27 protein-coding genes and 1 pseudogene are annotated in these 26,285 nt (G+C 33.2%); 2 read left to right on the top strand and 26 right to left on the bottom strand.

Annotation, left to right across the window (positions count from 1 at the left end; genetic code table 11):
• Positions 1-59: 59 nt before the first annotated feature.
• Positions 60-437: an MliC family protein gene (locus tag LF886_RS06800; protein WP_236853450.1), complete on the top strand. Its 378-nt coding sequence runs from the start codon at positions 60-62 to the stop codon at positions 435-437.
• Between the two features lie 88 nt (positions 438-525).
• Positions 526-1,290, top strand: a complete 765-nt coding sequence (locus LF886_RS06795; protein WP_236853448.1) for an exodeoxyribonuclease III — start codon at positions 526-528, stop codon at positions 1,288-1,290.
• Positions 1,291-1,360: 70 nt separating this feature from the next.
• Here LF886_RS06795 and LF886_RS06790 read toward each other — a convergent pair whose 3' ends face one another.
• The 26 genes and pseudogenes from LF886_RS06790 to LF886_RS06665 form a co-directional block, all read right to left on the bottom strand.
• Positions 1,361-1,732, bottom strand: coding sequence for a septal ring lytic transglycosylase RlpA family protein (locus LF886_RS06790; protein ID WP_103233777.1), 372 nt, complete (start codon positions 1,730-1,732; stop codon positions 1,361-1,363).
• A gap of 558 nt (positions 1,733-2,290) precedes the next feature.
• Positions 2,291-2,998, bottom strand: a complete 708-nt coding sequence (locus LF886_RS06785) for a hypothetical protein (RefSeq protein ID WP_236853447.1) — start codon at positions 2,996-2,998, stop codon at positions 2,291-2,293.
• 17 nt (positions 2,999-3,015) lie between these two features.
• Positions 3,016-3,639: a hypothetical protein gene (locus tag LF886_RS06780; protein WP_236853445.1), complete on the bottom strand. Its 624-nt coding sequence runs from the start codon at positions 3,637-3,639 to the stop codon at positions 3,016-3,018.
• 370 nt (positions 3,640-4,009) lie between these two features.
• On the bottom strand, positions 4,010-5,311 hold the full coding sequence (rimO, locus tag LF886_RS06775; RefSeq protein WP_236853443.1) for a 30S ribosomal protein S12 methylthiotransferase RimO: 1,302 nt from the start codon (positions 5,309-5,311) through the stop codon (positions 4,010-4,012).
• Positions 5,312-5,407: 96 nt separating this feature from the next.
• Positions 5,408-5,953 carry a dTDP-4-dehydrorhamnose 3,5-epimerase gene (rfbC, locus tag LF886_RS06770; RefSeq protein WP_236853441.1) on the bottom strand — a complete coding sequence of 182 codons (546 nt, stop codon included), beginning with the start codon at positions 5,951-5,953 and terminating at the stop codon, positions 5,408-5,410.
• Positions 5,954-5,968: 15 nt separating this feature from the next.
• Entirely contained in the window at positions 5,969-6,538 is a 570-nt protein-coding gene (locus LF886_RS06765) for a sugar transferase (protein WP_236853439.1), read from the bottom strand.
• 14 nt (positions 6,539-6,552) lie between these two features.
• Complete coding sequence (locus tag LF886_RS06760; protein WP_236853437.1) at positions 6,553-7,689, bottom strand: aminotransferase class I/II-fold pyridoxal phosphate-dependent enzyme; 1,137 nt, start codon at positions 7,687-7,689, stop codon at positions 6,553-6,555.
• Between the two features lies 1 nt (position 7,690).
• Complete coding sequence (locus LF886_RS06755) at positions 7,691-8,332, bottom strand: acetyltransferase (protein ID WP_236853435.1); 642 nt, start codon at positions 8,330-8,332, stop codon at positions 7,691-7,693.
• A gap of 3 nt (positions 8,333-8,335) precedes the next feature.
• Positions 8,336-8,935 carry a sugar transferase gene (locus LF886_RS06750; RefSeq protein ID WP_236853433.1) on the bottom strand — a complete coding sequence of 200 codons (600 nt, stop codon included), beginning with the start codon at positions 8,933-8,935 and terminating at the stop codon, positions 8,336-8,338.
• Positions 8,936-8,969: 34 nt separating this feature from the next.
• Complete coding sequence (locus LF886_RS06745) at positions 8,970-9,188, bottom strand: acyl carrier protein (RefSeq protein ID WP_236853432.1); 219 nt, start codon at positions 9,186-9,188, stop codon at positions 8,970-8,972.
• A 12-nt stretch (positions 9,189-9,200) separates the two neighbouring features.
• On the bottom strand, positions 9,201-10,784 hold the full coding sequence (locus LF886_RS06740; RefSeq protein ID WP_236853430.1) for an HAD-IIIC family phosphatase: 1,584 nt from the start codon (positions 10,782-10,784) through the stop codon (positions 9,201-9,203).
• A gap of 12 nt (positions 10,785-10,796) precedes the next feature.
• Positions 10,797-11,645, bottom strand: coding sequence for a polysaccharide deacetylase family protein (locus tag LF886_RS06735; protein WP_236853427.1), 849 nt, complete (start codon positions 11,643-11,645; stop codon positions 10,797-10,799).
• Positions 11,642-12,622 (bottom strand): hypothetical protein, encoded by a 981-nt coding sequence (locus LF886_RS06730; protein ID WP_236853426.1) that lies wholly within the window; start codon positions 12,620-12,622, stop codon positions 11,642-11,644. The genes LF886_RS06735 and LF886_RS06730 overlap by 4 nt, the downstream gene beginning before the upstream one ends.
• Positions 12,603-13,790, bottom strand: coding sequence for a glycosyltransferase family 4 protein (locus LF886_RS06725; protein ID WP_236853424.1), 1,188 nt, complete (start codon positions 13,788-13,790; stop codon positions 12,603-12,605). Before LF886_RS06725 ends, LF886_RS06730 begins: the two co-directional genes overlap by 20 nt.
• Positions 13,791-13,792: 2 nt before the next feature.
• The gene (gene wecB, locus LF886_RS06720) at positions 13,793-14,929 is read right to left on the bottom strand and encodes a non-hydrolyzing UDP-N-acetylglucosamine 2-epimerase (protein WP_236853422.1); all 1,137 of its coding nucleotides are present in this window, start codon (positions 14,927-14,929) and stop codon (positions 13,793-13,795) included.
• Between the two features lie 4 nt (positions 14,930-14,933).
• Positions 14,934-16,007 (bottom strand): EpsG family protein, encoded by a 1,074-nt coding sequence (locus LF886_RS06715; protein ID WP_236853420.1) that lies wholly within the window; start codon positions 16,005-16,007, stop codon positions 14,934-14,936.
• A 3-nt stretch (positions 16,008-16,010) separates the two neighbouring features.
• Positions 16,011-17,128: pseudogene (locus tag LF886_RS06710) on the bottom strand (NAD-dependent epimerase/dehydratase family protein).
• Between the two features lie 2 nt (positions 17,129-17,130).
• Entirely contained in the window at positions 17,131-17,553 is a 423-nt protein-coding gene (locus tag LF886_RS06705) for a WxcM-like domain-containing protein (protein WP_236853418.1), read from the bottom strand.
• Positions 17,554-17,556: 3 nt separating this feature from the next.
• Positions 17,557-18,591, bottom strand: coding sequence for a polysaccharide biosynthesis protein (locus LF886_RS06700; RefSeq protein ID WP_236853416.1), 1,035 nt, complete (start codon positions 18,589-18,591; stop codon positions 17,557-17,559).
• Positions 18,575-19,705: a glycosyltransferase family 4 protein gene (locus tag LF886_RS06695; RefSeq protein ID WP_236853414.1), complete on the bottom strand. Its 1,131-nt coding sequence runs from the start codon at positions 19,703-19,705 to the stop codon at positions 18,575-18,577. Before LF886_RS06695 ends, LF886_RS06700 begins: the two co-directional genes overlap by 17 nt.
• Entirely contained in the window at positions 19,702-20,787 is a 1,086-nt protein-coding gene (locus LF886_RS06690; RefSeq protein ID WP_236853413.1) for an O-antigen polymerase, read from the bottom strand. The genes LF886_RS06695 and LF886_RS06690 overlap by 4 nt, the downstream gene beginning before the upstream one ends.
• A gap of 260 nt (positions 20,788-21,047) precedes the next feature.
• Positions 21,048-22,166: a glycosyltransferase family 4 protein gene (locus tag LF886_RS06685; RefSeq protein WP_236853411.1), complete on the bottom strand. Its 1,119-nt coding sequence runs from the start codon at positions 22,164-22,166 to the stop codon at positions 21,048-21,050.
• The gene (locus LF886_RS06680) at positions 22,159-23,292 is read right to left on the bottom strand and encodes a hypothetical protein (protein ID WP_236853410.1); all 1,134 of its coding nucleotides are present in this window, start codon (positions 23,290-23,292) and stop codon (positions 22,159-22,161) included. The genes LF886_RS06685 and LF886_RS06680 overlap by 8 nt, the downstream gene beginning before the upstream one ends.
• Positions 23,293-23,414: 122 nt before the next feature.
• Positions 23,415-24,308, bottom strand: a complete 894-nt coding sequence (locus LF886_RS06675; RefSeq protein ID WP_236853408.1) for a hypothetical protein — start codon at positions 24,306-24,308, stop codon at positions 23,415-23,417.
• An 11-nt stretch (positions 24,309-24,319) separates the two neighbouring features.
• Positions 24,320-25,315 (bottom strand): hypothetical protein, encoded by a 996-nt coding sequence (locus LF886_RS06670; RefSeq protein ID WP_236853407.1) that lies wholly within the window; start codon positions 25,313-25,315, stop codon positions 24,320-24,322.
• Complete coding sequence (locus LF886_RS06665; protein WP_236853405.1) at positions 25,315-26,268, bottom strand: NAD-dependent epimerase/dehydratase family protein; 954 nt, start codon at positions 26,266-26,268, stop codon at positions 25,315-25,317. The genes LF886_RS06670 and LF886_RS06665 overlap by 1 nt, the downstream gene beginning before the upstream one ends.
• Positions 26,269-26,285: the final 17 nt, after the last annotated feature.

The raw sequence follows: 26,285 nt of genomic DNA, 5'->3' as shown, positions 1-26,285 counted from the left end.
TCTTTTTTTAAGGCATTCGTTTTGCATACTGAAAGACATCCATAAATAAATATAAACTTATGAAAAAACACATTTTTATCACGGCAGCATTAGCCGCATTATTTTTGACTTCATGCAATAAAGAAAAGAAAGTAACAGATTCTGCTTCGGCTTCTGTAGACAGCATTGCATCAAAGCCATCTGATTCAGCAGCAGTTTCCGGTACTCAAGATGAAATTGTAAAAAGTACATCAAAAGACAGTAGTGGAAAAACATTGGATATGACGTTCAATAACACTAAAAATACTGCTACAGTAGTCTTTAACAAAGAAACGATTGAATTACAGGGGCAAAAGCCTGCATCTGGGATCTGGTATAAAAATGACCATTATGAGCTTAGAGGAAAAGGTGAAGAAATTGAGTTGACAAAAGACGGTAAAACAGTTTTTAAAAAATAAAATCTCTTACTAAAAAGATAAAAGTCGGTTTTGAAATTCAAAACCGGCTTTTTTATTTCCTTACATTTGAAAAAAATTACACTTGTTTATGAGATTAATCACCTACAATGTCAATGGAATCAGAGCCGCTTTTACGAAAGATTTTTTGGGTTGGCTGAAGAGTGCCGATCCGGATATTATCTGTATTCAGGAGAGTAAGGCTGGAAATGACCAGATAGATATTGAAAGTCTTGAAAAATTAGGATATCACAGTTATTGGCATTCCGCAGTAAAAAAAGGCTACAGCGGGGTCGGAATTGCCTCAAAAATCAAACCCAATCATATAGAATACGGCTGCGGTATAGAAAGCTATGATAATGAAGGAAGAATCATCCGTGCGGATTTTGACGGGTTTTCTGCTATTTCGGTATATGTTCCTTCTGCATCTAATATTGAGAGACTTGATTTTAAAATGCAGTTCTGCCATGATTTCCTGGAATATATCAAAAATTTAAAGAAAGAAATTCCTAATCTGATTATATCCGGTGATTTTAATATTTGCCACGAAGCCATCGATATTCACAATCCTGATGGCTTAAAGAATGTTTCAGGGTTTCTTCCTATGGAAAGAGAATGGATGACCAATTTTATGAATGAATGTGAACTGATAGACAGTTTCAGATTTTTCAATAATGATCCTGACAATTATACATGGTGGAGTTACAGACAAAATTCAAGGGCTAGAAATAAAGGTTGGAGACTGGATTATAACTTCACTTCCTATAGTTTAAAAGATAAGCTCAGCAGAGCCGTTATTTTAAAGGAAGCGGTACATTCTGATCATTGTCCTGCTTTATTGGAATTGGATGTATAATAAACGAGATATTGATCCATACAAAAAGCCAGCTGAATCAGCTGGCTTTTTTTTAATTTAAATCATAAAATTAATCGACAATTTCATATTCGACCGGAATTGTACCATGACTGATATCTCCAATCTCATCGAACGCAGCTTTAGACATATCTAAAGATCTTGATGAATGGTAAGGTCCTCTATCATTAATTCTCACTATTACCTCTTTACCATTTTTAAGGTTTGTAACCTTAACGTTTGTTCCAAATGGAAGCGTTCTGTTTGCTGCAGTAAACTTTGCGTTATCAAAGATTTCTCCGCTAGCAGTTTTTCTACCGTTAAATTTATCGTGGTAGTACGATGCATAACTTGTTTTTTTCGCATCTAAGGCATTACTCGTAAAAGAATAAACACCTAAGGTTGAAATCATCATTATGATTACGAGAATGAATCTTTTCATCATTTTGAACTTTTTATTGGTTTTTGACAGAGCAAAAGTATCAGGAATCTTTATAAAACCCTACTTCATATGTTAAAAACAGTTAACAAAACATTAAATAAATGTTAAGTAGCCTTGTAAGCTCCTATGAATAGGGGTTTTAGACTATAGTGTTAAAAAGTGTTAAAAAAACGCTTTAAAAGTTAACATAATTAACTAATTCCTGCATAATTTAAAATTCACAATTTCAAAATAATCTGAAAATCAATACATTAACAAAAACAACAATGTTAAGGATTGATTAGAAAAACCCATCATAAAGAATAAATATCTTAAAATCAGATTTCAAAAAAATAGTCTGATAGAAGTCCCTCAACCCTATAAAGCTCCATTCCTGAACTAATTTTTAACACCTTTTTATTTTGTTAAAACTGATAGAGTGATCAATTGTTCAACAAATATTTGATATCAGTCATTTAAAAGGATGATTTATTACCCGAAAAAAAATGAAAGCAAGTCTCTTAAAAGTAAAAAACCAATGATTTCTCATTGGTTTTTATGATGTAATTAAATTATTTTTTTTTATTTCAAATATTCTAATACGTATTCATAGTTTCCATTTGGATACACTACAGACATACTTGGAGAACCTGTAACTGCAGCACCCGTAGCTGGGTCGTATGAATATAAATCTCTGGAAAATACAGTACTAGAACCTGCTTTATATATAGTAATCCCATACAGTGCAGTCATTCCAGCTGGTGCTGTAATTGTTACTGCAGTAGAAGAACCAGTAGCGGCAAAAGTACCTTTTATACCATATACCTGAGCATTATTAATTTGTCTATTTGTAATTGTTTCAGTTGTAAGAATATTTTCTTTTGTATTACCTCCTAATGGCAACCAACGACCTGATACTGAAGAGAACGCAGGTGTTGGAGTAGGATTACTAAAATAGTAGAAACCAACAGCTACAGTTTGACTACCTATACCAGAACCTGTAGCAGGAGTAGTACCAGCAACAGAGTTATATACGATCATACCATCATAAGCTGTAGGAAATTTCAACGCATTAGTTACTGGTGTAACAAATGTGAATGTAGTTAAGTTTGTTCTTGGAACAGATAAACCTTTTCCTAAGTTGTTTGATGCAGGGAAACTTGAAGCATCCAAGTAAACTGACTCTCCGCCTATTGTAGCGTTAATTGTATTATTTGTTTTGATCTGTGCATTAGAAAAAATACCAACGGCTAATAACACAAGAGCAGAAATTTTTTTATTTGTGTTCATTTTAATATTATTTAAAATTATAAACTTGTGCAATACCATGCACCGCTAATGAAAGTATACTCTAATGCCGAACCTGATACGGCTGGAGAAGTAGTTGTACTAGAGTGAACACCAGTAACACTAAATCCAGCACCACCTGTAGCATCAACAATTCTGAATTTATCTCCGGCCACTGAAGTCGCTACTGCAGGAGCTGCAATAGATACATTCGTAGTTACCAACATTGATTCATTCTTGTTAATAGTAGTTGATTGTGTAACGTTAGTATATGCATTGGTTGTGGCTGCACCCCCACCTACAGGTTTCCATTCAGGAACTGAATTATCAAAATAATAGAATCCAGGACCTGTAATTTTCACTTTTCTTGCACCTGTTCCTGTACCGGAAGTAATGTACACTAAAGCACCATTTTGAGCTGTAGCATAGGCAGAAGTTGGCGTAGCATCATCTTTTGCACTAAGCTCTGCAGCTGTCATACGAGGGACTAGTAAGGCATCAGGTCTTGTATTATCCGTAGTATTTGCTGCTACGTCTAAAGTTGCGGCAGGTGTGGTTGTGTTAATCCCCACTCGCCCCTGTTGAGCCTTAGAAACGGCCGAAAGGCCAACAAGCATAATTGCTGTTAATAAAAATTTTTTCATAAGTTTTTAAAGATTTTTAATTACATTTTTTTTTCATCAATATTTACAAAAAGGATATTACATACCAACTTGTGAATATTATCTTTAGCTAACTTCGATAATTTAACTATTTTGATTGAATCTTAACCCAATTTCCAACAATTAACTTATTGATAGCATATGTTAAAAACATTGCTTATTGCGCAAATTTAAGATATAATTTTTGAATTTATATAAATAAAAAAGAAAATTAAAAAATCTTAATTTTGCAAAATATTAACAATTTGATTATCAATTAAATAAAAACAAACAGCAGAGAAAGTTCTATGTTAAAATTTATTAATATATTAATTTTACAAACTCTATATCCAACTGGTTAATAAATATTTAGCTATACCAATTCTCCATATAAGTCAAACTCTTCAGCTGAAGTAATTTTGACCTCTGCAAATTCACCTATAGAAATATAAGTATCTTCAGCAGAAACCATCACTGTATTATCCACATCTGGTGAGTCATACTCTGTTCTTCCGATGAAATAATTACCTTCTTTACGGTCAAAAATACATCTGAATATTTTACCTATTTTTTCCTGGTTCTTTTCCCATGAAATCTGAGACTGCAGCTCCATGATTTCCTCTACTCGTGCTTCTTTTACCTCTTGTGGAACATCATCCTCCAATACATGAGCCGTTGTATTTTCTTCATGAGAATAAGTAAAGCAGCCTAATCTGTCAAACTTCTGCTCTCTCACCCAGTCTTTAAGCTCCTGGAATCTTTCTTGTGTTTCGCCAGGATATCCAACGATAAGTGTTGTTCTGATAGCCATATCAGGAACTTTATCTCTGAATTTTCCTAAAAGAGCATCAGTTTTCTCATGCGTAGTTCCTCTCTTCATAGATTTCAACAAATCTGAATTGATATGCTGAAGGGGAATATCTATATAATTGCAAACTTTAGGTTCTTCACGGATAATATCCAGAACATCTTCAGGGAATCCGCTTGGGAAAGCATAATGAAGACGAATCCACTCTACTCCTTCTACTTTTACCAATTCTTTTAAAAGGTCTCCTAAAGCTCTTTTTTTATACAGATCCAGACCATAGTAGGTAAGATCCTGTGCAATAAGAATCAGTTCTTTTGTTCCTTTTTTAGCCAGTTTCTGAGCTTCCAAAACGAGTTTTTCGATAGGAGTTGAAATATGACCTCCTCTCATCAATGGGATCGCACAGAAAGAACATGGTCTGTCGCAACCTTCCGAGATCTTAAGGTAAGCATAATGTTTTGGAGTCGTTGTCATTCTTTCTCCTACCAGCTCATGTTTATAATCTGCTCCAAGATGTTTTAACAGCATTGGAAGGTCTCTTGTTCCAAAATACTGATCTACATCCGGAATTTCTTTTATCAAATCTGGTTTATATCTTTCTGACAAACATCCTGTAACGAATACTTTTTCAACCTCACCTCTGTTTTTAGCTTCTACATAATCAAGAATGGTGTTGATAGATTCTTCTTTAGCATTATCTATAAATCCGCAGGTATTGATGACTACAATGTCGCCACGGTCTTCGTGAACCACTTCTTTGCCGTTGGCTTTCAGCTGGCTCATTAATACTTCAGAATCATATACATTCTTGGAACATCCAAGAGTGACTACATTGATTTTCTTCTTCCCTACAGATTTTGTACGCATCGTTTTGATTTTGAGTGTGCAAAGATACGAAATATTGAAGAGTTAAGAATTAAAAAATGAAAACCACTTTAAAAAAGTGGTTTTCAAGGGTATACTTTAAAAGTTTTTTTCTTTAAATCCGGGTGCATTCTGATCCTTCTCCGAAAGTAAAGTGTCTCTTTCATCAATTTTCCAGTCAATATTAAGATCTGCATCATTGAATTTTACGCTGCCTTCCGATTCTTTGTTATAAAAGTTATCGCATTTATAGGAAAATACAGCATGGGTACTTAGCACTGAAAACCCGTGCCCAAAACCTCTCGGTACATAAAGCTGTAATCTATTCTCAGCAGTAAGCTCTACTCCAAACCATTTTCCGAATGTAGGAGAATCTTCTCTAAGATCTACCGCCACATCCCATACACTTCCTTCAAGACAGGAAACTAGTTTTGCCTGAGCATGTTCTCCTTTTTGCAGATGCAGTCCTCTCAAAACGCCATAAGACGATTTGGAAATATTATCCTGTACAAAGTGACCATTCATTCCTGTTAATTCTTCGAACTTTTTTTCGTTGAACTTTTCAAAAAAGTAGCCTCTCTCATCTTCAAATACAGTAGGCTCTATGATATAGCAATCTTTAAGCGGGGTTTCTTTAATTTTCATAATCGTAAAAAAACTCTATTTCAATGTGGTTATTAATGTTTTAAACAAAATCTTTGTATCGTTTTTGAAAGACATATTTTCAAAATAATCAAGATTCATTTTTACTTTATTCGGAAATAATATTTCATCATTATAGGTCAAAGGATCTTTCTGGTTTTTCAAAAGATTTTCCTCATCTCTATATTGTATGCTTGCTTCACAAGTAAGCCCGGGTTTCAGTTCCAGAACTTTTCTATCCGTTCCGGTAAGTTTATCATAATATCCTTCGATATCAGGCCTGGGACCAACAAAACTCATATCACCTTTCAATATATTAAACAATTGAGGAAATTCATCCAATTTAAATTTCCTAAGAGTCTGCCCGATTTTGGAACATGTTCTCTTATGTTCATGAATGGTTTTAAATTTAAAAATGGTAAAAGGTTTTCCATACTGCCCCACTCTGGTCTGAAAGAATATTCCATTGGAAGAGGTATCCAGACTTGTAATGATAAACAGCACGATCAGTACAGGCATAAGAAAAAGGGTCAATATTACCGCTAAAATAAAATCGAAAACCACTTTCCAATGTTTATACTGATTCATGAAATCCAATATTATTAAACTCCGAAGTAAGTACGGATTATATTTTTTATTCTTATTCTGTCTTCGTCTGACAAGTTTGAGCCTGATGGAAGACACAATCCGTTATCAAAAAGTTTTTCGGAAACATTTCCTCCGTAATAAGGAGCCTTTGCAAATACTGGCTGCAAATGCATCGGCTTCCAAAGAGGTCTTGATTCAATATTATCTTCTAAAAGCGCAAGTCTCAAATCTTCTCTGTTTTTACCTGTAATTTTCGGATCAATAATCACCGCTGACAACCAGTGATTGGAATAGAAATCATTCCCAGGTTCTGAAAATACTGTCACTCCTTCAATTCCTTTAAATACTTCAAGATAGAAATCATGCATCGCTCTTCGGGCTGCCACTCTGTCTTTAAGTACTTCCATTTGTCCTCTTCCTATCCCTGCTACGATATTACTCATTCTGTAATTGAACCCAATCTGTGAGTGTTGATAGTGAGGTGCATTATCTCTTGCCTGCGTAGAAAGAAAAACAGTTTTATCTTTATCTTCCTGAGTGTGGCAAACCAAAGCTCCTCCTCCAGAAGTCGTAATAATTTTGTTTCCATTAAAACTTAAGATTCCAAAACGTCCGAATGTTCCGCAAGCTTTACCTTTGTAAGTAGAACCAAGGGCTTCTGCAGCATCTTCGATAACAGGAATCTGGAATTCCTGAGCAATAGCGATAATTTCGTCCATTTTTGCTGGCATACCATATAAATGAACAACAATAATAGCTTTCGGTCTTGTTCCTTTTAGAATTCTGTTTTCAATAGCTTCCTTTAAAGCTTTTGGGCACATATTCCAGGTATCCGGCTCACTGTCTACAAAAACAGGCGTTGCTCCACAATACGCAATAGGATTGGCAGAAGCTGAGAAAGTCATCGACTGGCAGATGACCTCGTCGCCATGCTTTACTCCACATTCAATAAGAGAAAGGTGCAATGCTGCAGTACCTGCAGAAAGTGCTGCTATTTTTGTATTTTCACCTAAAAACTGTTCCAGATCATTTTCAAATCCGTCCACGTTAGGCCCTAATGGAGCTACCCAGTTTTTTTCAAATGCTTCGTTGATATATTTTAATTCGTTGCCGCCCATATGTGGAGAAGACAACCAGATTTTAGTATCCATATTATTCGTGAAATTTTATAGGTTTGGCTGGAATTCCAACTGCTGTGCAGTTTGCAGGAAGGCTTTTGTACACTACAGCGCCTGCTCCAACAATAGTATTTTCTCCAATTTCAAGAAGGTTTATTATTTTTGCCCCGGTTCCTACGTATACGGAATCATTTATAATTACTTCTCCTGAAATATTCACTGTTGGCATGAATGAAGAATAATTTTTAATTTTCGTATCGTGTCCTACTGTACAAGACAGATTAAGAATTACAAAATCTTCGATTTCAATATCTACTGTAATAATAACCCCTGCACAAATAATATTTCCTTTTCCAATTTTGGTATTATCTTGACCAATAATTACCGATGGATGTATTAAGGTTGGAAATTCAATATTAGGATTATTGATACTTTCTACAATTTTTTTCTTTGTTCTAGGATCACCTATGGCAACTGTAATACACAAAGGATGATATACTTCATTTATTTTTTCAATTTTCCCTAAGTAAGGAACTCCGTTAATATCATGATCATAATGTTTATCATCATAAAAACCTTGAATTTCAAATTGTTCGTCTTTCTGGTTGATATGATCGATCAGCATTTTCACCTCACGTCCAAATCCCCCTGCTCCAATAATAGCTATTTTTTTCATATTTTAAATACTTCCTTTAAAAGGTTCCATAGTTGCTTGTCCTTCTTGTGAAATGCCTTCTCTTATAAACACTTTTTTTGCGGTAAGAAAAAATATCTTAAGATCTAGAATAAATGATATGTTTTCTACATACCATACATCGTAATCAAATTTCTGATTCCAGGAAATAGCGTTTCTACCATTTACCTGAGCCCATCCAGTAATTCCCGGTCTTACGTTATGTCTTCGTGCCTGATGGTCATTATATAGTGGTAAATACTGTACCAAAAGGGGCCTTGGCCCAATAAGTGACATATCTCCTTTGAGTACGTTGATTAGTTGTGGGATTTCATCCAAAGATGTTTTACGGACAAAAGCTCCTACAGCGGTTAATCTTTCAGCATCTGATAAAAGGTTTCCATTAGTATCCTTTTTATCAGTCATCGTTTTGAACTTTATAATGGTAAATATCTTACCATTTTTACCTGGTCTTTTTTGAAAGAAAAAGGGTTTCCCCTGATTCGCAATAGCCAGAGCTATTAAAACAAATAAAAATATAGGACTCACTATAAGTAATCCCGCCAAAGCTACTACAAAATCAATAACTCTCTTTAAAAAAAACAATACATATCAGTTTGGTAAATAAGAAAACTTAGGATTATTTGCTTATATATTCAATAATTTTACTCAGAGAGGTCATCTCAGAAATTTCTTCAGGCTCAAATGCCTTATCAAATTCTTCTTCAATTTCAACAATAAGGGTAAGATGTTTTATCGAAGTCCAATCTTCAAAATTTTCCTGATTGATATTTTCAGGTAATTCATTTACATTAACTTCAAAAACCCCTGCCATTATTTCTTTTACTTTTTCTTCCATGTCTTTATTTTTTTAACAATAATTTACTTTATAATATTCTTTAGCTTTAAAAAGATTTTCTTTATTTGCTGCGTATTTTCTTGTTCCGTTATCTTCTGTTTCAATAAGCTCAAATCCAACATCTTCTAAAAATTTTTCTGCTACAGCATTTTTAGAGGTCGGAATAAATTCAGCAAATATTTTCTTATCATTTGTTGTAATTAACTGATCCAGAATTTTTATCAGAGCAACCTTTTCAATATCCCGTCCAAGTATTCTACAACTTAAGAGATAAGAGTCTACAAAGATATTATTTTTATCTTCTTTAAAAATTCCGGCGATGGTAATTCCGTTATCTCCGAATTTGTCCTTTACATTTGCACAATAAATGCTTCCTCCATCTTTTATTACTTGAAACAGCTCCTGTTCTGTATACCGTTTTGTGGTAAGATTGAACTGATTTGTTTTTTGGGTCATCTGCGCAATACGCTGAATATTTTGTTCGCCACCATTAAAAATATCTATTTCTATTTCAAGACTGGACAAATATTCGTCCATATTTTCAAAGGCTTTTTTAGTTTCTGAACGGACAAAATTTTCTTTATACTGCTGCGTCTTTTTCAAATCTTCATTAGAAAGCTCATATACAGAAAAATAGTCGTTATAAATTTTCCAGAAAAAGTCAACCAAATCATAAGATTTTTCAGGAAAATCCGGAACTTCTACTTCTGGCAAAAACTCTTTCACTAATCCTCTTTCTACAGGATTGTCATCGATAAATACAAAACTGTCAAGACCTATATTAAGCTCTTCAGCCATCGACTTTATATTTGATGCTTTGTCGTTCCAATTAATTCTATAAGCAGAAAGGCATGTATCATTTATAATATTGTTCGTATTATTTTCCCATACATCCTGAACGTCTTTTACATTATTTTTGCTGCATACGGTAAGAATTACTCCTTTTTTAGACAACATGAGCAGTAGGTTCTGAAAAGATTTAAAACAAAGACCCGGATAATCCATCCCGAGTTTAATACCAAATGTTCCATCTTCTCCTACTACTCCTCCCCACAAGGTATTATCACAATCTAGGACGATACATTTTTTTCTTTTAAGATCGAGCCCACTTATTTGCTTTGCAAACCATGTCTTAAAATTTTTTGCAAGTTTAGGATTAATAATCATTTGAGAAGTAAAAAAGAATCTCCAGTCAATTAGCGAAATATTCTGGCTTTGGAAAAAGGTATTAATATCGATAATTTTCACATTTCTATTTTCACTGATCAAAGCCCCTAAGAAATTGATATTAAAATCATCAATTGCATTTAAAAGCTCATTATTCTTGGTTTCCCAACCAGAAAGTACATTTCTATATAATGTTACAACAGCAATTCTGGCTTCCTGATTCAGATTTATAATAAATGAAATTTTAGATTTAATATCTTCGATTTCCATGATCTGTTCTTCCGGAGTAAAGGAAGGGTTAAGCTGGTAAAAAACAGTTTGCTCTTTATGATCTAACGCCGGAGATACATCTCCATAACCGCTAAAATGATGTAAGCTGTCAAATAAATATTCTACTGTATAATTTCGATAAATATATTGTGGTTTCATAGATTGCATTTTTTAGATATTAATATGATTTTCGTTCCAGTTTATTAGCTTGTCAGCTTCCAACAGGTCAATAAAATCATTGTCGTGTATCAATTTTGTAAACTTTTTATAACTATTCTTTAATCCATAATAGTCTTTAAAATATCTGGCTAAAGCAGATTCATTACTAAGCGAAGCAAAACTTTTCTTCTGATATTTATCAAAATCCTTAATATGGAAATAAGTCATGACATAATCCTGGCTGTCTACAATTTGTTTTATTTTACGATAAGGTAAAAGTCTGAAATAGCCCCCTCCGGAATATGCAATCTCTTTTCCCATAATTTTTGCTGTTGACATAGGAAACTCTTTCATTTTAATCCCATTAAAATCCAGCATGGCTGGTCTATTGGTTTTGAAAGAAGGAAAACCACCAAAACTTCTACTCGCAGGGAAAATTGAACAGTCGTGTGTAATCCCGTATTTGGCCAGAATCTCTATCACCCATTTATTTTTTTCAGTGATAGAAAATGCAGGAGCTCTGTAAGCAAAGACCTTTTCACCGATTATATCTTCCAATAGATGTACTGCCTTTTCCGTATCAGCTTCCACTTCTTTATAATCCAAGTCTATTAAAAATTGATGGCTGTAAGAATGGCATCCTATATGGTGACCTCGGCTGTGTATTTTTTTAATGACATACGGATGGCTTTCTGCTACTTTCCCCAGACAGAAAAATGTAGCTTTAGTATTCATTAGCTCCAACATATCCAATATTTCATCAAGATAATTATCTAATCTTGGCAAATAATCTTTACTATTACCTATTGAATAGTGGTCGTATACCCACCAATCTTCAATATCAAATGAGAGTATTTTCATCGTACATCAAAATTAATTAAAGAAAAGTCCCAATTGTCGATTTTATTATAATCTACAAAATTTTCTTTATCCTGTTTGTTAAGAATTTTTACCGTTAAAGGTAGTTTTTTGGGTTCATACTTTGCAGGAACTTTACATAAAACCGTCTGAAAGAAATTCATTGTTCCGATAAATAAAATGGCATCAATATCTTCATTAAAATATATATGAGAAATACTTTTTATCAAAGAAATACGCGATTTTATATAATTTTGATGAAAATCCATTAAATAAGCAGTTTTTACACCATCCTCATTATATATTGTATAACTGAACTCTATTCCATCTTTTTGTATGGTTTTGTATCTTGAATGTGAAAACCTGTTTTTATTAAAGTCTGTATTGTAATCTACTACATACTGTTTCTTTTCCTGCCTTGTATTAAATAAGCTGGAAAAAATTTTATTTAAGAAAATATTTACCATACAAAATATCTTTATAAAAAAATCAAGTATTTTAAGGCCTGGTTTTTTTAAAATTTTGCTGATACTAACAGGTAAAATATAATATGGAAGCTCGGCAATATCGTCATATTTCAAGATTTTTTTAAAATACAATAATGAATTGGAATTTGGTACCGCCAAAAAGGCTTTGATATCATCTTCCTTGCATTTTGCTTCAAGCTTTTTCATCATATCTCTCAGAATCATCATATTTTTTCTGTATTCTTTGATGACAAAAGTACTTCCACTGTATCCCATTTTTATTTTTTGCTTATTGTAAAAATAATAATTAGGGATGATGGAATTGAAGCCTACCACTCTATCATTATCTACACACACCGCATGGTAAGAATAGCCAAAGCTATCAGAAGTTGCTCCGGAAATAAGATCTTTCTTTGTCATATGACTTTGTTCGAAAGATTCATTGAAGGATAAAACAATCTTATCCCACAAATCATCGCTAATTTCAAACGTCTTATATACCTGAATTTCCACTCTGATAAGTTTTTATTATTTTTTCATAAGTAATCTCGGGAGAGAAATTTTTCAAAGCCTCATAACCGTTCTCACCCATTTGCATTCTTAAATCTTTATTATTATACAAAGTATCGAAATTTTTGGACAGATGATCAAAATTATCTGCAAGCGACCACAAACCACAGTTGTATTTATCTAATAAATCCTGGCCATAATCTGTAATAGCATCAATGGAGGCAAGAATTGGAAGTTTCGCTCCCAAATATCCTAAGCTTTTGGATGGATAATTGGGGATATGAACTTTAGGACTTAGTGATATAAATCCTAGAGCACAGTTTTTCATCAATTCATTATAATCATCTCTCGGAATTTGATTCAGGAAAAGGGTATTTTTTAGTTTCAGCTCCAAAGACTTATTTTTAAGTCTTTCCATTTCAGTTCCGGTACCAATAAGGAGAAACAAAACATTTTCAAGGTTTTCCTTTTCTTTTGCCAGCTGCAAAAATATATCGAGATTTTGCGTTATTCCCATATTTCCACCAAAAACCACGATGAATTTATTTTCAAAGTTATATTTTTTTAAAAAGTTTTGATCAGGGTTTATAAATTCTGTAGCAGGTTCCCAATTGGGTAACAGTCTAAGTTTTTGAAAATCAAGCTGAGGGTTTTTCTCTTTTAAAAACTCTATATTACCTGGTGACATACATCCGATATAATCGGCTAAATCATATAATTTCTTTTCAATGGTTCTAAAGTAGTAAAAAAGGGGTTTTATTTTGTGCAATCCTACAAGCTTTGCTCCTTCAGGATGAATATCCCTCAAAATAATGTAAAATTTGGCATTTTTATTAACCTTTTTTAAATATCTGATGGGCTCAAAAAATCCTAATGGTGGTGTAGTCATAAGGATCAGATCAAACTTTTCTTTTTTAATATTCTTCTTTATTGCTTTTAAACACTTGTAAGGGAAAAGTATATTTCCTATTCCTCTTTTTATAAGACCTGTATTAAGAATAGGTAAAGAATTAAAAAAAAGTGTTTTTATCCCATCTTTTTCTATATATTCTGTTTCTTTCTCATAAATAGGTGCAATAACGGTAACTTCATGACCTTGATTTTTAAATTCCTCAATCAAACTTCTATACATTGTGGCTTGATCGGCAATTGTGCAAAAAGCTATTTTCATAATTATCTTTTACTCCAAACTGTTCTATTTACATAATCAGTATAACTCAAAATAATTCTTACCATTTTTTCGGAAACATTTGGCATAGAATAATCTGATACAGGTCTGTAATTTCTTTCTTTTCCGATTTTCTGCTGCTGAAGCTGAACAAGCCCCTGCAATATTCTTTCAGGTGATAACCCTACCATCATCACAGATGCTTCTTCCATAGCTTCTGGTCTTTCGTGGGCATCTCTGATATTCAGTGCTCTGAAGTTAAGGATTGATGATTCTTCTGAGATTGTCCCTGAATCTGATAATACGGCATAGCTTCTCATCTGCAGAGCATTATAGTCATGGAATCCAAGAGGTTTCAAAAACTGAATTTCAGGTCTTACCTGAATCTGTTTTTTATCAATCATATTTCTTGTTCTCGGATGTGTAGAAACAATAATAGGATATCCAAATTTTTCAGCAATCTGATTTAGACTTTCCATCAACCCCTCAAAATTCTTTTCAGAGTTAATGTTTTCTTCTCTATGAGATGATACTACAAAATATTTTCCTTCTTCAAGATTGAGTCTGCTGAGAACATCTGAACTTTGAATCTGAGGTAAGTAGTGATTCAAAACTTCATACATTGGAGAACCTGTTTTAATGATTCTGTCTGCAGGAAGGCCTTCTCTCAAAAGATATTCACGTGCTATATCTGAATAGGTAAGATTAACATCAGCAGTATGGTCAACAATTTTACGATTCGTTTCTTCCGGAACACGCTGATCAAAACATCTGTTTCCTGCTTCCATGTGAAAAATAGGAATTTGTCTTTTTTTGGCAGGAATAGCACAAAGACATGAGTTGGTATCTCCCAATACAAGAAATGCATCCGGTTTTAGTTCTTCAAGAAGCGGATCTATTTTAATCAAAATATTTCCAACCGTTTCGGTTGCTGTTTTTCCTGCTGCTTCTAGAAAATAATCCGGTTTACGAAGTCCTAGATCTTCAAAGAAAATCTGATTCAGTTCGTAATCATAATTTTGTCCTGTATGGACGATAATATGTTCTACCGCTTCAGAAGTATCTAAAGCTGATAATACTCTTGATAATCTAATGATCTCTGGTCGCGTTCCTACGACTGTCATTACTTTTAATTTCCTCATATACTCAGAAAAAATTTAATTTTATAAAATGAATTAGTACAAAGATAGAAAATGCCAATAGAGTTTGCGAAAATACCTTGTATTTGTTCTTTAGTCTTTCTCCATCTGTTATAAAGAATGGATAAAAAACAATCAATGAAGCTAAAAACCAAGATAAATAAGCAAATCTATGGACATTGTTTACTCTTACTAAAAATAAAAATATAGTGTTTGAAAAAATAAAAATATTCACTATTCTATGATAGGTCAAATCTTTTATTTTTTCAATAAAAATAAAATAATAAGATATCGCCATTATAACCAAACTGTATGCAATCATATCCCAACGAAATACCTGTTCATTCATATTTTCAATAAAATAACGAGCTCTCTCATCCGGGATCATTTTTGCCACAGCATATTCTATCTTAATTCCAAAAAAATAAGAAATAGGAATTGATAATCCCCAAACCCAGTAAAATTTTTTATCTACTTTATCAACAAACATAGAAATTAAATATGCCATTATGGGAAGCCCCAATGAAAAATGAGTTCCAAAGGCTAGTAACATTAGTAAGTATTTCCACCATTTATTTTGAACAAAAATGGCATATAGAAATATACCAGATGCTATGCCTTGTCTAAAGCCAACTACATTATAATTCCAATAATACAGTGAAACTGTATGGCAGATAAAAAATAATACCCAATACTTCTTAGAGACTCGTTTTGAAATTAATATCAATAAGCTTGTAGACAATAAGCTACAAATGACAAAAAAACCTCTTTCATTGGTAATGTATGAAGTGAGTAAAATAAAATATCCAAAAATAATATCCTTATTAGGCATCGGAGAGATTCCTTCGACACGTGCTATGTCAAAAAACTCCCGGTACATCTCAGAATCCATAAAACCTGTAATACCAACAGGTCTAAAACCAATAAGTACAATTAGAAATAGGGGAATAAGATAAAAATAGCCAGTATTTCTGTTTACAACCAATAACTGTTTTTTTGTATAGCTATCAATCACAATAGCTGCAACCAGCAATGTTGTAAACACATAGAATACAATGGAAAAAACAAATGGTGTATACATTCATTATACTTTTAAAAAATAGGTATCTGGATCTTCAGGATTGAATGCTTCATTAATCCAGAAAATAGTATATAGATCTTCATTTCCAATATTCTTGATGTTGTGTGTATACCAAATAGGCATATCTACATAACCCGGTTCATCACCTTTCAAATAAAAATCGAAGATTTCATCTGTATCAATTTTTCTTAACTGAATAAGTGCTTCTCCTTTTATTACTGCAAATCTTTCAATTTTTCTTGTATGAAAATGATCTCCTCTTGTAATTCCCGGAACAGTTGTAGAGAATGAGCATTGGCCACCTATTCCCAATCTGATCACCTCAACAAAAGCTCCTCTTGGATCTGTATGTTGTGTAAATTTTACAGGATAATGGTTTTTGATATCAAAATAACAACGGAAAGTATTGAACAGGTTCAGATCAAAATCTGATGTAAGCTGCGGAACCTCACCATTATCAAAATATAATTTTTTATAGTTTTCAAGTTTTGCCAGTACTTCAGAAACCTTATTCACTGAAGTATGCTCTACCTCGTAAAGTTCTTTGGTATCTGCCACTTCTATCTGACTGATGATTTCCTGAACAAGTTCTCCTACGTAAATCAGTTTTACTTCCCCGTCATTATCAATAACAGGAGTTTCACCATGTGTAAGTTTGTAGCAAAACGTAGCAACGAAAGAGTTGTAGTTTGGTTTCCCAAAAGGTCCGAAAACATTAGGAATAATCATTCCTGTAAATTTTCCTCCGGTTTTTTGGGCCCAATCTGCAAAAAGTTCTCTTCCTTCTTTTTTGATTTCCCGTACAGATTATCTCTATCTTCCTGAGAAGATGATGAAAATAATACATGAGGTTTCGATTCTGTTCTTTCCAGAGAATCAGTCAATTTTTTTACCAGTTCAATATTATTATTGAAGATCACTTCAGGATCCGGGTGGCGATTCATTGCTGCAAGATGTACAATAACATCACACTGCTTTACAAATTCATCAAGCTGAGCAGAATTGTCAAAGAAAGATCTTTCAAATTCAATTCTTTCATATTGATCAGGCTTTAGTCCCAATGTATTGTATAAGTGGGAGCCCACAAAGCCATTTTGTCCGGTGATTCCGATTTTTCTCATCATTATATATTTTCAAAGTAATCTGAAGGGAAACGATGATCGTCATCAATTTCTCCTAAAGAATAGTTTACCATTACTAAAAGTTTCGCTCCTTTTTCTTTAGCTTCAATTGCTGAGGCGTATCCAGCCGGCATATGAAGCACGTCTAATTTTTCGGAAGTCAAATAAAACGTCAGCACTTCAAGGTCTTTTGAGGGAGTATCCCAGTGATCAATTTTAATTAATTTGATTTTAAAAGACCCCTGAGAGGCAATAAACCAGCGCTGCTCAGTTGTATGCCCTGTCCATCCTCTTGTATATTCGGTGCTGTTGTTTTCAATGCAATAGATTCTTTTTATTGCAGAAGCATCAAAGTCATTATTGAAAAACAGGCTTCCTCTTTCATCTTCATATTTTCCGCCTTCAATAATTGCTGGAATATTCATTTTCTAATCCGGATATTGCATTATATCTTCTCCTAACACTTCTTTTCTGATCAAAGGAAGTTTCAAAAGAAGATTTTTCATACCTTCTACATCCTGTTGTTCAGTATTATGAGAATGATAATCTTCTATTTTGGAAATATCCTCTGCACCTTCAGAAAAATATTGTGCATAATTCAGATCTCTGTTATCTGCTGGAATTCTGTAGAAATCTCCCATATCATCTGCCTTGAGCATTTCTTCACGGGTACAAAGAGTTTCATACAGTTTTTCTCCATGTCTTGTTCCGATTACTTTTATAGGATTGTCAGCTTTAAACATTTCTTTCAGCGCCTGTGCCAGATCACCAATAGTTCCAGCGGGTGCCTTATTCACAAATAAATCTCCTGAGTTTCCATTTTCAAAAGCAAATAAAACAAGATCTACTGCTTCTTCCAGTGACATTAAAAATCGGGTCATTTTTGGATCTGTAATGGTAATAGGATCACCATTTTTGATTTGCTTTATAAATAATGGAATCACAGAACCTCTAGATGCCATAACGTTTCCATATCTTGTAAGGCAAACTGTAGTATTTTCCAGATTTCTGGAAGCTGCAACTGCAACTTTCTCCATCATAGCTTTGGAAATCCCCATAGCATTGATAGGATAGGCAGCTTTATCTGTACTTAAACAAATTACTTTTTTAACATGATTCGCAGCAGCAGCATCAATTACATTCTGTGTTCCTTCTACATTGGTTTTTAACGCCTGCATAGGGAAGAATTCACATGAAGGAACCTGCTTCAAAGCTGCTGCATGAAAAACGTAGTCTACTCCTCTCATGGCTGGTTCAATACTTCTGTAATCTCTTACATCTCCGATATAGAATTTCAGTTTATCACTTTTAAACTGATTTCTCATATCATCCTGCTTCTTCTCATCACGGGAAAAAATACGGATCTCTTTGAAATGATCTGTATTGATAAATTTTCTAAGAACTGCTGTTCCGAAAGAACCTGTTCCTCCGGTAATGAGTAATACTTTATTTTGAATATTCATCGAAAATTTTTAACATATTATTATAATGACTGATAAAAGAATAACTATTCTTAAAATGTTTCTGAGCATTTAAACTCATTTTTTTAAAGTCTTCTTCATTCAATTTACTTATAGATTCAGCAATAGCATCCGGACTGTTATAGTTTACAAAGAAACCGGTTTCTTTATCCATATTCATATACTGAATATCTCTGTATTTGGTTGTAATCAATACACAGCCATTCTTTAATCCTTCTATTAAAGATATGGGCTGACCTTCTGCATTGTAATTGGTAGGTAAAATTAAGAAATTGGCATCTTTTAAAAGCTGATCTTTGGCATCTCCTTTTACCAACCCTTTATAAACAACATTTTCTTCCAGATTATTCTCCTTCACAAAATTATGAAAGTAATCCTTTGCTTTTTCAATGTTATCAAAAGTTAAATCATCTGAACTGCTTAGAAAGTTTCCACAAAAATAAACCTGTGGAGAAATATTATATTTTTCTTTCAGAATCAGAGATGAATGTAACACATCCAGGTATCCTTTACTTTCAATAAGATTAGAAAGATACAGGATGATTGGTTTGTTCTGATCATATGATTTTTGAACCGGCTGATTATCATTAAACTCCGGAATTCCGTTAGGAACGGCTTTTACCTTTTCTTTATAGTTATCAACAAAATCAAAAAGATCAACATACACTCTGGACAACACAATAATGCAGTCACACTGATCATAAGTCTTCTTAATCACTTTCTGAAGAAAAGGAGATTGCTCCTGATAAAAGGTTTTAAAATTACCGCCATGCAGATGTGCTACCACTTTTTTTCCGAACAATTTAGAGATCCAGATAAACATGAAATCTCTGTAAAATCCAAGTTTAGACTGAGCGACCGCAATGTAGATCATCTTTGATTTTCCGATAGTTGTCAGATAAAAATAGATCAGTTTGATACAAGCAGTAAGATATTCCTGTACTTTTTGAAAATTACTATCTGTATCTACACTTACGGTAATATATCTGAACGGAATATTCTGTGTTCTCAAACCGTCCAAAAGCATATCAAAACATATAGACTGGCCGCTTATATTTTTAGAGGAGGATTTTACCCCCATTAAAACAAATTTCATTTTTGAAGTTTTACATTACCCGGGCTGAAAATTCTAATGATGACAAATACAATCAACAGGGTAATAAAGTTAATAATTAGACTAAGAATTGCTATATTTGAAAATGCGATAGATCCTGAAATAAATAGGGTATAAAAATAGATATATTTAAACCTTCCTTTTTTACATCCTTCATAAAGGGTATTGGCTATCCCACCAAGCAAAAAGTAGGCAATTAACAGACCGATGGCTCCAAAATTCATGTAAGCAGCATAATTTCCCGGGGGAAAAGAGGTCATATAGTCATCATCTACTCTATAAGGTTTATCAATATATCTTTTTTCATAAGACATTACGGCAAGATAAAGACCATCATCTCCTTTGGGTAATTTATTAATATCCCCTCTTATAAAAGGATGGAGCACAATCTTTACCACGTCCATATAACCTTCTCCATACCAAAATCCATTTTTATCGAACATATCCATTACAAACAGATATCTATCTAAACCACTAAGGTCAGACATCAACTGATGAGACTGGTAAGAGTTATCATCTTTTGTTGTCAGTACAGATACTACACCTTCATTATTCCAGGCTGCTGTTCCTCTGAACTTTGGAATAATATACATTACTGACAAGAAAAGGCCAGCAAACACAAGATATTTTGGTTTAAGAAATTGTTTAATAGATATAGGTTTCTTAATCTGTATCACAATGAAACAAAATACAAGCATATAGGCTATTTGAGTACGCCCTCCGGTAAGAAGTGAAGAGATAAGGAAAGCTATAAAAAATACCCCCAAATTAATTTTCTGTACGGTATTTAATTTATCTTTTAAAAGATAAAGATACAATACATAGTAACCAACAATCTGCTGAGTAAAATAAATGTATCCCAGCTTACTGATGTTCTCATTTCTCTTGATAAAGATCTGAAAAAGATCATCAATCTGTAAAGATTTCATGTTGTAAACAAACAGCATATAGAAGATAATACTCAATAAAAATATCAGATTTTTACTGGGGGTAACTACTATTACATCTAATTCTCCAATTGCTGAACTCAGGAATTTTTTCCAGAACGACACGGTTCCGGCCATAAAGAGTAGAATACAAAAGACGTGCAGGATAATATACTTAAACAATAAATCGTTTAAGTTATTTAAGTTTATAGGTGTATAAATGACTTCCGGATGATCCACAATATAAAACATATATGGAATTGCCAATACCGAAAAAAACAATAAAATATTTATTGGTAATAGGAAATCATATTTTTTATATCCAAATATTTTATAGTGTTTTCTAACAAACATAAAAATAAAAAGAATAAAAACGATATAAAGTATTATAAAAAATATCATTTAATCTGATCTAACATTTTATTATTAACTGAAAGAAAAGCTGGCCATGAGTATTTTTCTTCTGCCAAACGCCTACAAGTTACAGAAAACTCATCACTATTCGGGTCATTTAAAATCTCTTTTACTTTTAAAGCAATATTCTTCGGATCAGAAGTAGCTATTTCTCCTACCTTTTCATTACAGTAGGTATCGTTTATCATAAATACTTCTTCTTCATTATCTGCAATCATAATAACCGGAACTCCGGAACTGAATGCCTCTAGTGTAACCAACCCCAGATTCGGACCACTTCCTGTCTGAAGATAGAGGTCAAACATTGGAATTACTTCATTCGCATTATCAATAAAAGGGTTCAAAAAAACTTTTTCAGAAAGATTATATTGATTTATTAATCTGGACAGTTCTTCTTTTTCCGTTCCTTCACCATAAATAACACCTATTATATTCTCATCCTGAATATGTCTGAATGCTTCAACAAAAAGGTGAACTCTTTTAATAGGATACAGTCTGCAGCATACTCCTACAATTTTTTTGTCAAGAGGGAGGTTAAACTTGGTTCTTTTAGCCTTATCATCAACTTTAAATTTGTCAATATCAACTGGCAAACGGTTAATTAAAATTTTGGATGCATCAACTTTATTTTTATTTTTCAACTGAAGTCCCAAATACTCACTCAAACCGATAAAAATATCTGTTCCTTTGTTAGGAATTCCTGTTTTCCATATCCATTTTTCTTTAGCATCAGCATTTTCATAGACATGCATTGTGATATAAACTACTTTAATATTTTTATTAAATAGTCTCAAAATCCAAAAGACAAACGCAGAATGTGGCTGGCAACAGTATATAATATCTATTTTGTTTTTTTCCAAGTACTTTTTTACGTCAAAAATACTGGACAGCATTTTAAAGAAGTTAGTTTTATTCTCTGTACTGAATTTATGTATTTTATTTGCTGGAACGTTGGGAAACCTATCCAAAATTTTTGTATCGTCTGAAAATATTGCATAGGAAACATGATGATTCTGCTGGCTTAGCTGCTCATATAACTGAACAGAAAAGCTTTCTGCTCCCCCAAAACACAATGTATTTGTAGCGATTAATATATTAGCCATTTTTTTCTTTTAAAATTTGTTTATTGATGATATTCATAGACACCAGGAATAAAGCAGTACACCAAAAAACATTATAGATCAACAATGCCCAAACAGCTCCTTCCAGTCCATAGAATACCGTAAATGAATAATAGAGCGCAGATGCCACTAAAATCATTGTTATAGAGAAATAGAGCGCAAGTTTATTCTTATCCAAAATGGTAAATATATAATTATAAGGAATCTGAAGGAAGTATACAATTATCGAAACCATTGATAGCTTTAGTAGCCATACTCTCTTCATATCAAAATTCTTGAATAAGTAATTTACATAATCCGAGAGAAAATAGATACCCACTACCCCCGCTACTCCTAATAAGAAAAAAAGCCCGGTAAGTTTTATTACTCTATTTTTCAGCAAAGCAGATGAAGATTTGTACCATCCAACCTGCTGATTGATGAAAAAGTTACTTATTGCACTTGTAAATATAGAAAATACCCCCAGTAAAGTTATGATAATACTAAAGAGCCCAAAGTCTTCAGGGTTACATATTTTTTTTACAATCAGTATATTCAAACGTGTAGAAAGCAAGTATACGACACTGCTTAACAGCAATGGGAAAGCTCTTTTAAAAAGGTTCTTCTGATACTTATTAAGAATAAAAAACCTTCGTGTAATATTCTCCTCAAAAAACAGAAGAATAAAGTTAATCAGCGCCCATAACACACTATTTAACAGAAACAGATATACAATCTGATGAATATTAAAACCTTGCATTACCCCCGTCAATACACTAGCTATCAGCGACAAATAATGAAAACTTTTAAGAATCGAAAATTTAATATAACTGTTTTTAGACAATAATGTATAATAATAGGTTTCTGATAATGAATCTATATTTCTTGAAATGATCATCACAAAAACGATTTGAGAGATCAATTCAAATTTAAAAAGAAAAGCTCCTATGATAAGGATAATCAAAAATATAATACTTCTTATGATATACAATGAAAATACCTGCTTATCTCTTAGCCATTCTTTCAAGGTAAAATCACGTCTCATTGTAGTGAGAAGAGCTACTGCCAGCATACTCGCAATAAGCTGTGCCACTGTATTGGCATAGGTAAGCTCTCCTATCTCTGCCAAAGAGGCTTTCTTTGAGAAAAAAACCAAAATGGCGAAGATAGAAAAGCCTGCTATGTACTCAGGTATACATAGAAGAATAATATCTCGTATTTGTTTGTTAATAGCTTTCAAGTACTATATTTCTATGAGTTATTTCTTAAGTTATTTTTGAAAATAGTCATAAACTTATGATGATCTATTGCCAAATTTCCGGTAACCTGCTGTCCTTCTTCTACATTTTTTGTGACAACAGCTCCCATAGATACAAAACCCTTGGATTTTACTTCTACAGCTGGTGCAATAGAGGCATTAATACTCGTCCATGCATCCTCACCAATAATAGATGAACCACCTAAAACAGTTCCAGCTACCACAAGAGCTCTTTTTCTGATAGTAACTCCATGGGCCACGTGCACTAGGTTATCTATTTTAGCATCATCCTCAATGATTGTATTTCTAAAACTGAATCCTTTATCTATGGCTGTATTTGCACCTACTTCCACGTTGTTTCCCAGTATAACTTTACCGTCGTGGAAAACCGTTAATACTCCTTTTTCAGTTCTTTTAACTTCAAAACCTTCACTTCCTACAACAGCTCCGGCCCTAATGATACAGTTATCTCCAATCTCTACATCAGCGAAAATTGTCACATTAGGTTCTATTATTGTATTTTTTCCTATTTTAACGTTATAGTCGGAAACATAGGCTGTTCTGTAAATGAAAGCTGTTTCTGATATCTGGCTGTCTTCTTTTTTATATTCTTCTTTAGAAATAACATTCATTAGTGTGAAGAAATCAAACCTGGGACAATCAGAAATCAAAACTTCTTTGCCATCCAGTTTTTCAGCTAAAGCTTCAGTAGTAATGACACCAGTAATGTTGGTATTATTATTAATCTGGCTTATAAACTTGGTATCATCCAAGAAAGTTAATGTTCCCGGAATATCAGAATTAGCTAATGCTAATTTTTGAAAGTTCACATCTTCTTTTTTGAATTTTAAATTGATAACCGAATGGATTTTTTGATTGGTCAACATAATCATTGATATTATAAAAGTTGTACTAATTCGTTGGATAGGTCATTTTTTAGAAGACACTCTCCCACTCTAAGACCAGCAGTTTGCAGCATAAGAATCGGTAACGGCCCCAGATATGCCAGTGTTTCTGTCATTCTCTGCGGGTATCCCTTTTTATCGGGAAATATATTTATTCCGTTCTCTTTCACAAATTCGTCATCAATTTCCCCTGCTAAATGAATAATGGAAACAGAATCATTAAGTTCTTTAATTGCTTTCACATCAAATAAGCTTTCTGAATCTGTAAGCAATTTTTGTTTGTTATTATAATCTGCAAAGAAAATAAAATCAGCATCTGAAACATTTTCCACCACCACATCTTTATCCCGTGTAAGGATTACTTTCTCAGCTTCCAGATCGCGGCAAGCTTTTTCCAATAGCGTACCATAATGATCATCACCAAAAATTATAATCTTATTTCCTTTTACTTCAAAGCCTGCATCAAAAATCAGTTTCAACATTAAATGTTTGCAGTAATCGAAAATTTTAACACTAGGATGATTTTCCCATGTTCCTGCGACCTTTATTCCTTTCTGTTGACAATAATCTACATCAATATCACTAGGCCGCAGTTCCCATTTTTCATACATAACAGGAATTACACAGGTATTTTTTGTATGTTTTAATTTACTTTCATTTAGAGGTCTTAAATGCCCGGAGTTTGTTACAATATCTGCTTCCTGCAAGAAATGCTCTGGCACTGAATTAATAGAAAAGAAAAAGTTAGAATCATCAATATTCCAAGTTTTAAGTATTTCTTTCAATTCATTGATTATATCTTCTCCTTTTCCATATGCGGTATCATTGACTACCACAAAGATCTTTTCGGCCTTTGCCATTTTAGCAATGACAGGAGTAAATATAAAAAATCCGGAACCAACTTCCGTCAGGACATTCAGTCCCTCTAAATTCAAAGATAAATTGCCAATAGAATCTGTAATTATTTTTTTAATTCTATTGAGGATCACTATAGTATAGTTTTAAAGTATTCAGCTGTTTTCAAGATACCTTCTTCAAGATCTACTTTAGCTTCAAAACCTAAAATTTCTCTTGTTTTTGTTACGCTTGGAATTCTCATCTCGATATCAGCACTTAAAGCTTCTTTAAAAATAATTTTACTGCTGCTTTTCAATACTCTGCAAACAGATTCAGCTAATCCAAGAGTTGTAATAACTGTTCTCTGATTTCCTAAGTTGAAACTTTCTCCAACCGCTTTAGGATCTTCGATACATCTGATTAGACAGTCTACAAAATCATCAACAAAACACCAAGCTCTAATCGCTGTACCATCTCCGTAGATGTATATATCTTCATTTTTAAGTGCTTTTTTGATGAAGATCTGTAAAGCACCTTCTCCTGTTTGTCCAGGACCATATACGTTAAAAGGTCTTACTGTAACCACTGGAAGTGCGTGTTGTTTGTAGTATGCGTGAGCCAAGTGTTCTCCTGCAAGCTTACTTACAGCATATACCCATCTTGCTTCACCTACGCTTCCTGAAACTGCCGTATCTTCTTCTCTACTTTTGAAAGCATGGCTACCAAAAATTTCAGAAGTACTGAAGTCAATAAACCTGTCTGTTACTCCGTTTGTTTTTGCAGCTTCCAAAGCATTTGCTGTACCGATCATGTTTACACTCATTGTTCTTACAGGATCTTTAATTACAGTATCAATACCTGCAATACCCGCTGCATGTACAACAACATCAGCACCTTTCATACTTTCTGTCAAAAATGGCAAATCTAAAACATCACCTTTGATAATTGTCAAATTTGCGTGATTCGCCACACCGCTTGAACTCAAAGTATCTCTGTGAAAGTTATCATAAACAACAATTTTATTGTTCTCTATGTAATGCTTAATTAGAGTGTTTGCAATGAATCCTGCTCCTCCAGTAATAAAAATCGTTTTGTTAGTTATCATTTGAAATAATTTATTTT

Origin of the sequence: Chryseobacterium sp. MEBOG07 (genome assembly GCF_021869745.1) — a bacterium.
In the GTDB taxonomy this organism is placed as follows: Bacteria; Bacteroidota; Bacteroidia; order Flavobacteriales; family Weeksellaceae; genus Chryseobacterium; species Chryseobacterium viscerum.
This window is presented reverse-complemented; position numbering and strand designations above follow the sequence as displayed.

What these genes read in the sequence shown, in the direction of transcription:
- rimO (WP_236853443.1), bottom strand. Translation starts at nt 5,311, where the DNA reads ATGCGTACAAAATCTGTAGGGAAGAAGAAAATCAATGTAGTCACTCTT.
- wecB (WP_236853422.1), bottom strand. Translation starts at nt 14,929, where the DNA reads ATGAGGAAATTAAAAGTAATGACAGTCGTAGGAACGCGACCAGAGATC.
- LF886_RS06685 (WP_236853411.1), bottom strand. Translation starts at nt 22,166, where the DNA reads ATGGCTAATATATTAATCGCTACAAATACATTGTGTTTTGGGGGAGCA.
- LF886_RS06690 (WP_236853413.1), bottom strand. Translation starts at nt 20,787, where the DNA reads ATGGCCGGAACCGTGTCGTTCTGGAAAAAATTCCTGAGTTCAGCAATT.
- LF886_RS06705 (WP_236853418.1), bottom strand. Translation starts at nt 17,553, where the DNA reads ATGAATATTCCAGCAATTATTGAAGGCGGAAAATATGAAGATGAAAGA.
- LF886_RS06715 (WP_236853420.1), bottom strand. Translation starts at nt 16,007, where the DNA reads ATGTATACACCATTTGTTTTTTCCATTGTATTCTATGTGTTTACAACA.
- LF886_RS06800 (WP_236853450.1), top strand. Translation starts at nt 60, where the DNA reads ATGAAAAAACACATTTTTATCACGGCAGCATTAGCCGCATTATTTTTG.
- LF886_RS06745 (WP_236853432.1), bottom strand. Translation starts at nt 9,188, where the DNA reads ATGGAAGAAAAAGTAAAAGAAATAATGGCAGGGGTTTTTGAAGTTAAT.
- LF886_RS06725 (WP_236853424.1), bottom strand. Translation starts at nt 13,790, where the DNA reads ATGAAAATAGCTTTTTGCACAATTGCCGATCAAGCCACAATGTATAGA.
- LF886_RS06735 (WP_236853427.1), bottom strand. Translation starts at nt 11,645, where the DNA reads ATGAAAATACTCTCATTTGATATTGAAGATTGGTGGGTATACGACCAC.
- LF886_RS06675 (WP_236853408.1), bottom strand. Translation starts at nt 24,308, where the DNA reads ATGTTGACCAATCAAAAAATCCATTCGGTTATCAATTTAAAATTCAAA.
- LF886_RS06755 (WP_236853435.1), bottom strand. Translation starts at nt 8,332, where the DNA reads ATGAAAAAAATAGCTATTATTGGAGCAGGGGGATTTGGACGTGAGGTG.
- LF886_RS06780 (WP_236853445.1), bottom strand. Translation starts at nt 3,639, where the DNA reads ATGAAAAAATTTTTATTAACAGCAATTATGCTTGTTGGCCTTTCGGCC.
- LF886_RS06740 (WP_236853430.1), bottom strand. Translation starts at nt 10,784, where the DNA reads ATGAAACCACAATATATTTATCGAAATTATACAGTAGAATATTTATTT.
- LF886_RS06695 (WP_236853414.1), bottom strand. Translation starts at nt 19,705, where the DNA reads ATGAAATTTGTTTTAATGGGGGTAAAATCCTCCTCTAAAAATATAAGC.
- LF886_RS06760 (WP_236853437.1), bottom strand. Translation starts at nt 7,689, where the DNA reads ATGGATACTAAAATCTGGTTGTCTTCTCCACATATGGGCGGCAACGAA.
- LF886_RS06765 (WP_236853439.1), bottom strand. Translation starts at nt 6,538, where the DNA reads ATGAATCAGTATAAACATTGGAAAGTGGTTTTCGATTTTATTTTAGCG.
- LF886_RS06795 (WP_236853448.1), top strand. Translation starts at nt 526, where the DNA reads ATGAGATTAATCACCTACAATGTCAATGGAATCAGAGCCGCTTTTACG.
- rfbC (WP_236853441.1), bottom strand. Translation starts at nt 5,953, where the DNA reads ATGAAAATTAAAGAAACCCCGCTTAAAGATTGCTATATCATAGAGCCT.
- LF886_RS06785 (WP_236853447.1), bottom strand. Translation starts at nt 2,998, where the DNA reads ATGAACACAAATAAAAAAATTTCTGCTCTTGTGTTATTAGCCGTTGGT.
- LF886_RS06700 (WP_236853416.1), bottom strand. Translation starts at nt 18,591, where the DNA reads ATGAATATTCAAAATAAAGTATTACTCATTACCGGAGGAACAGGTTCT.
- LF886_RS06790 (WP_103233777.1), bottom strand. Translation starts at nt 1,732, where the DNA reads ATGATGAAAAGATTCATTCTCGTAATCATAATGATGATTTCAACCTTA.
- LF886_RS06665 (WP_236853405.1), bottom strand. Translation starts at nt 26,268, where the DNA reads ATGATAACTAACAAAACGATTTTTATTACTGGAGGAGCAGGATTCATT.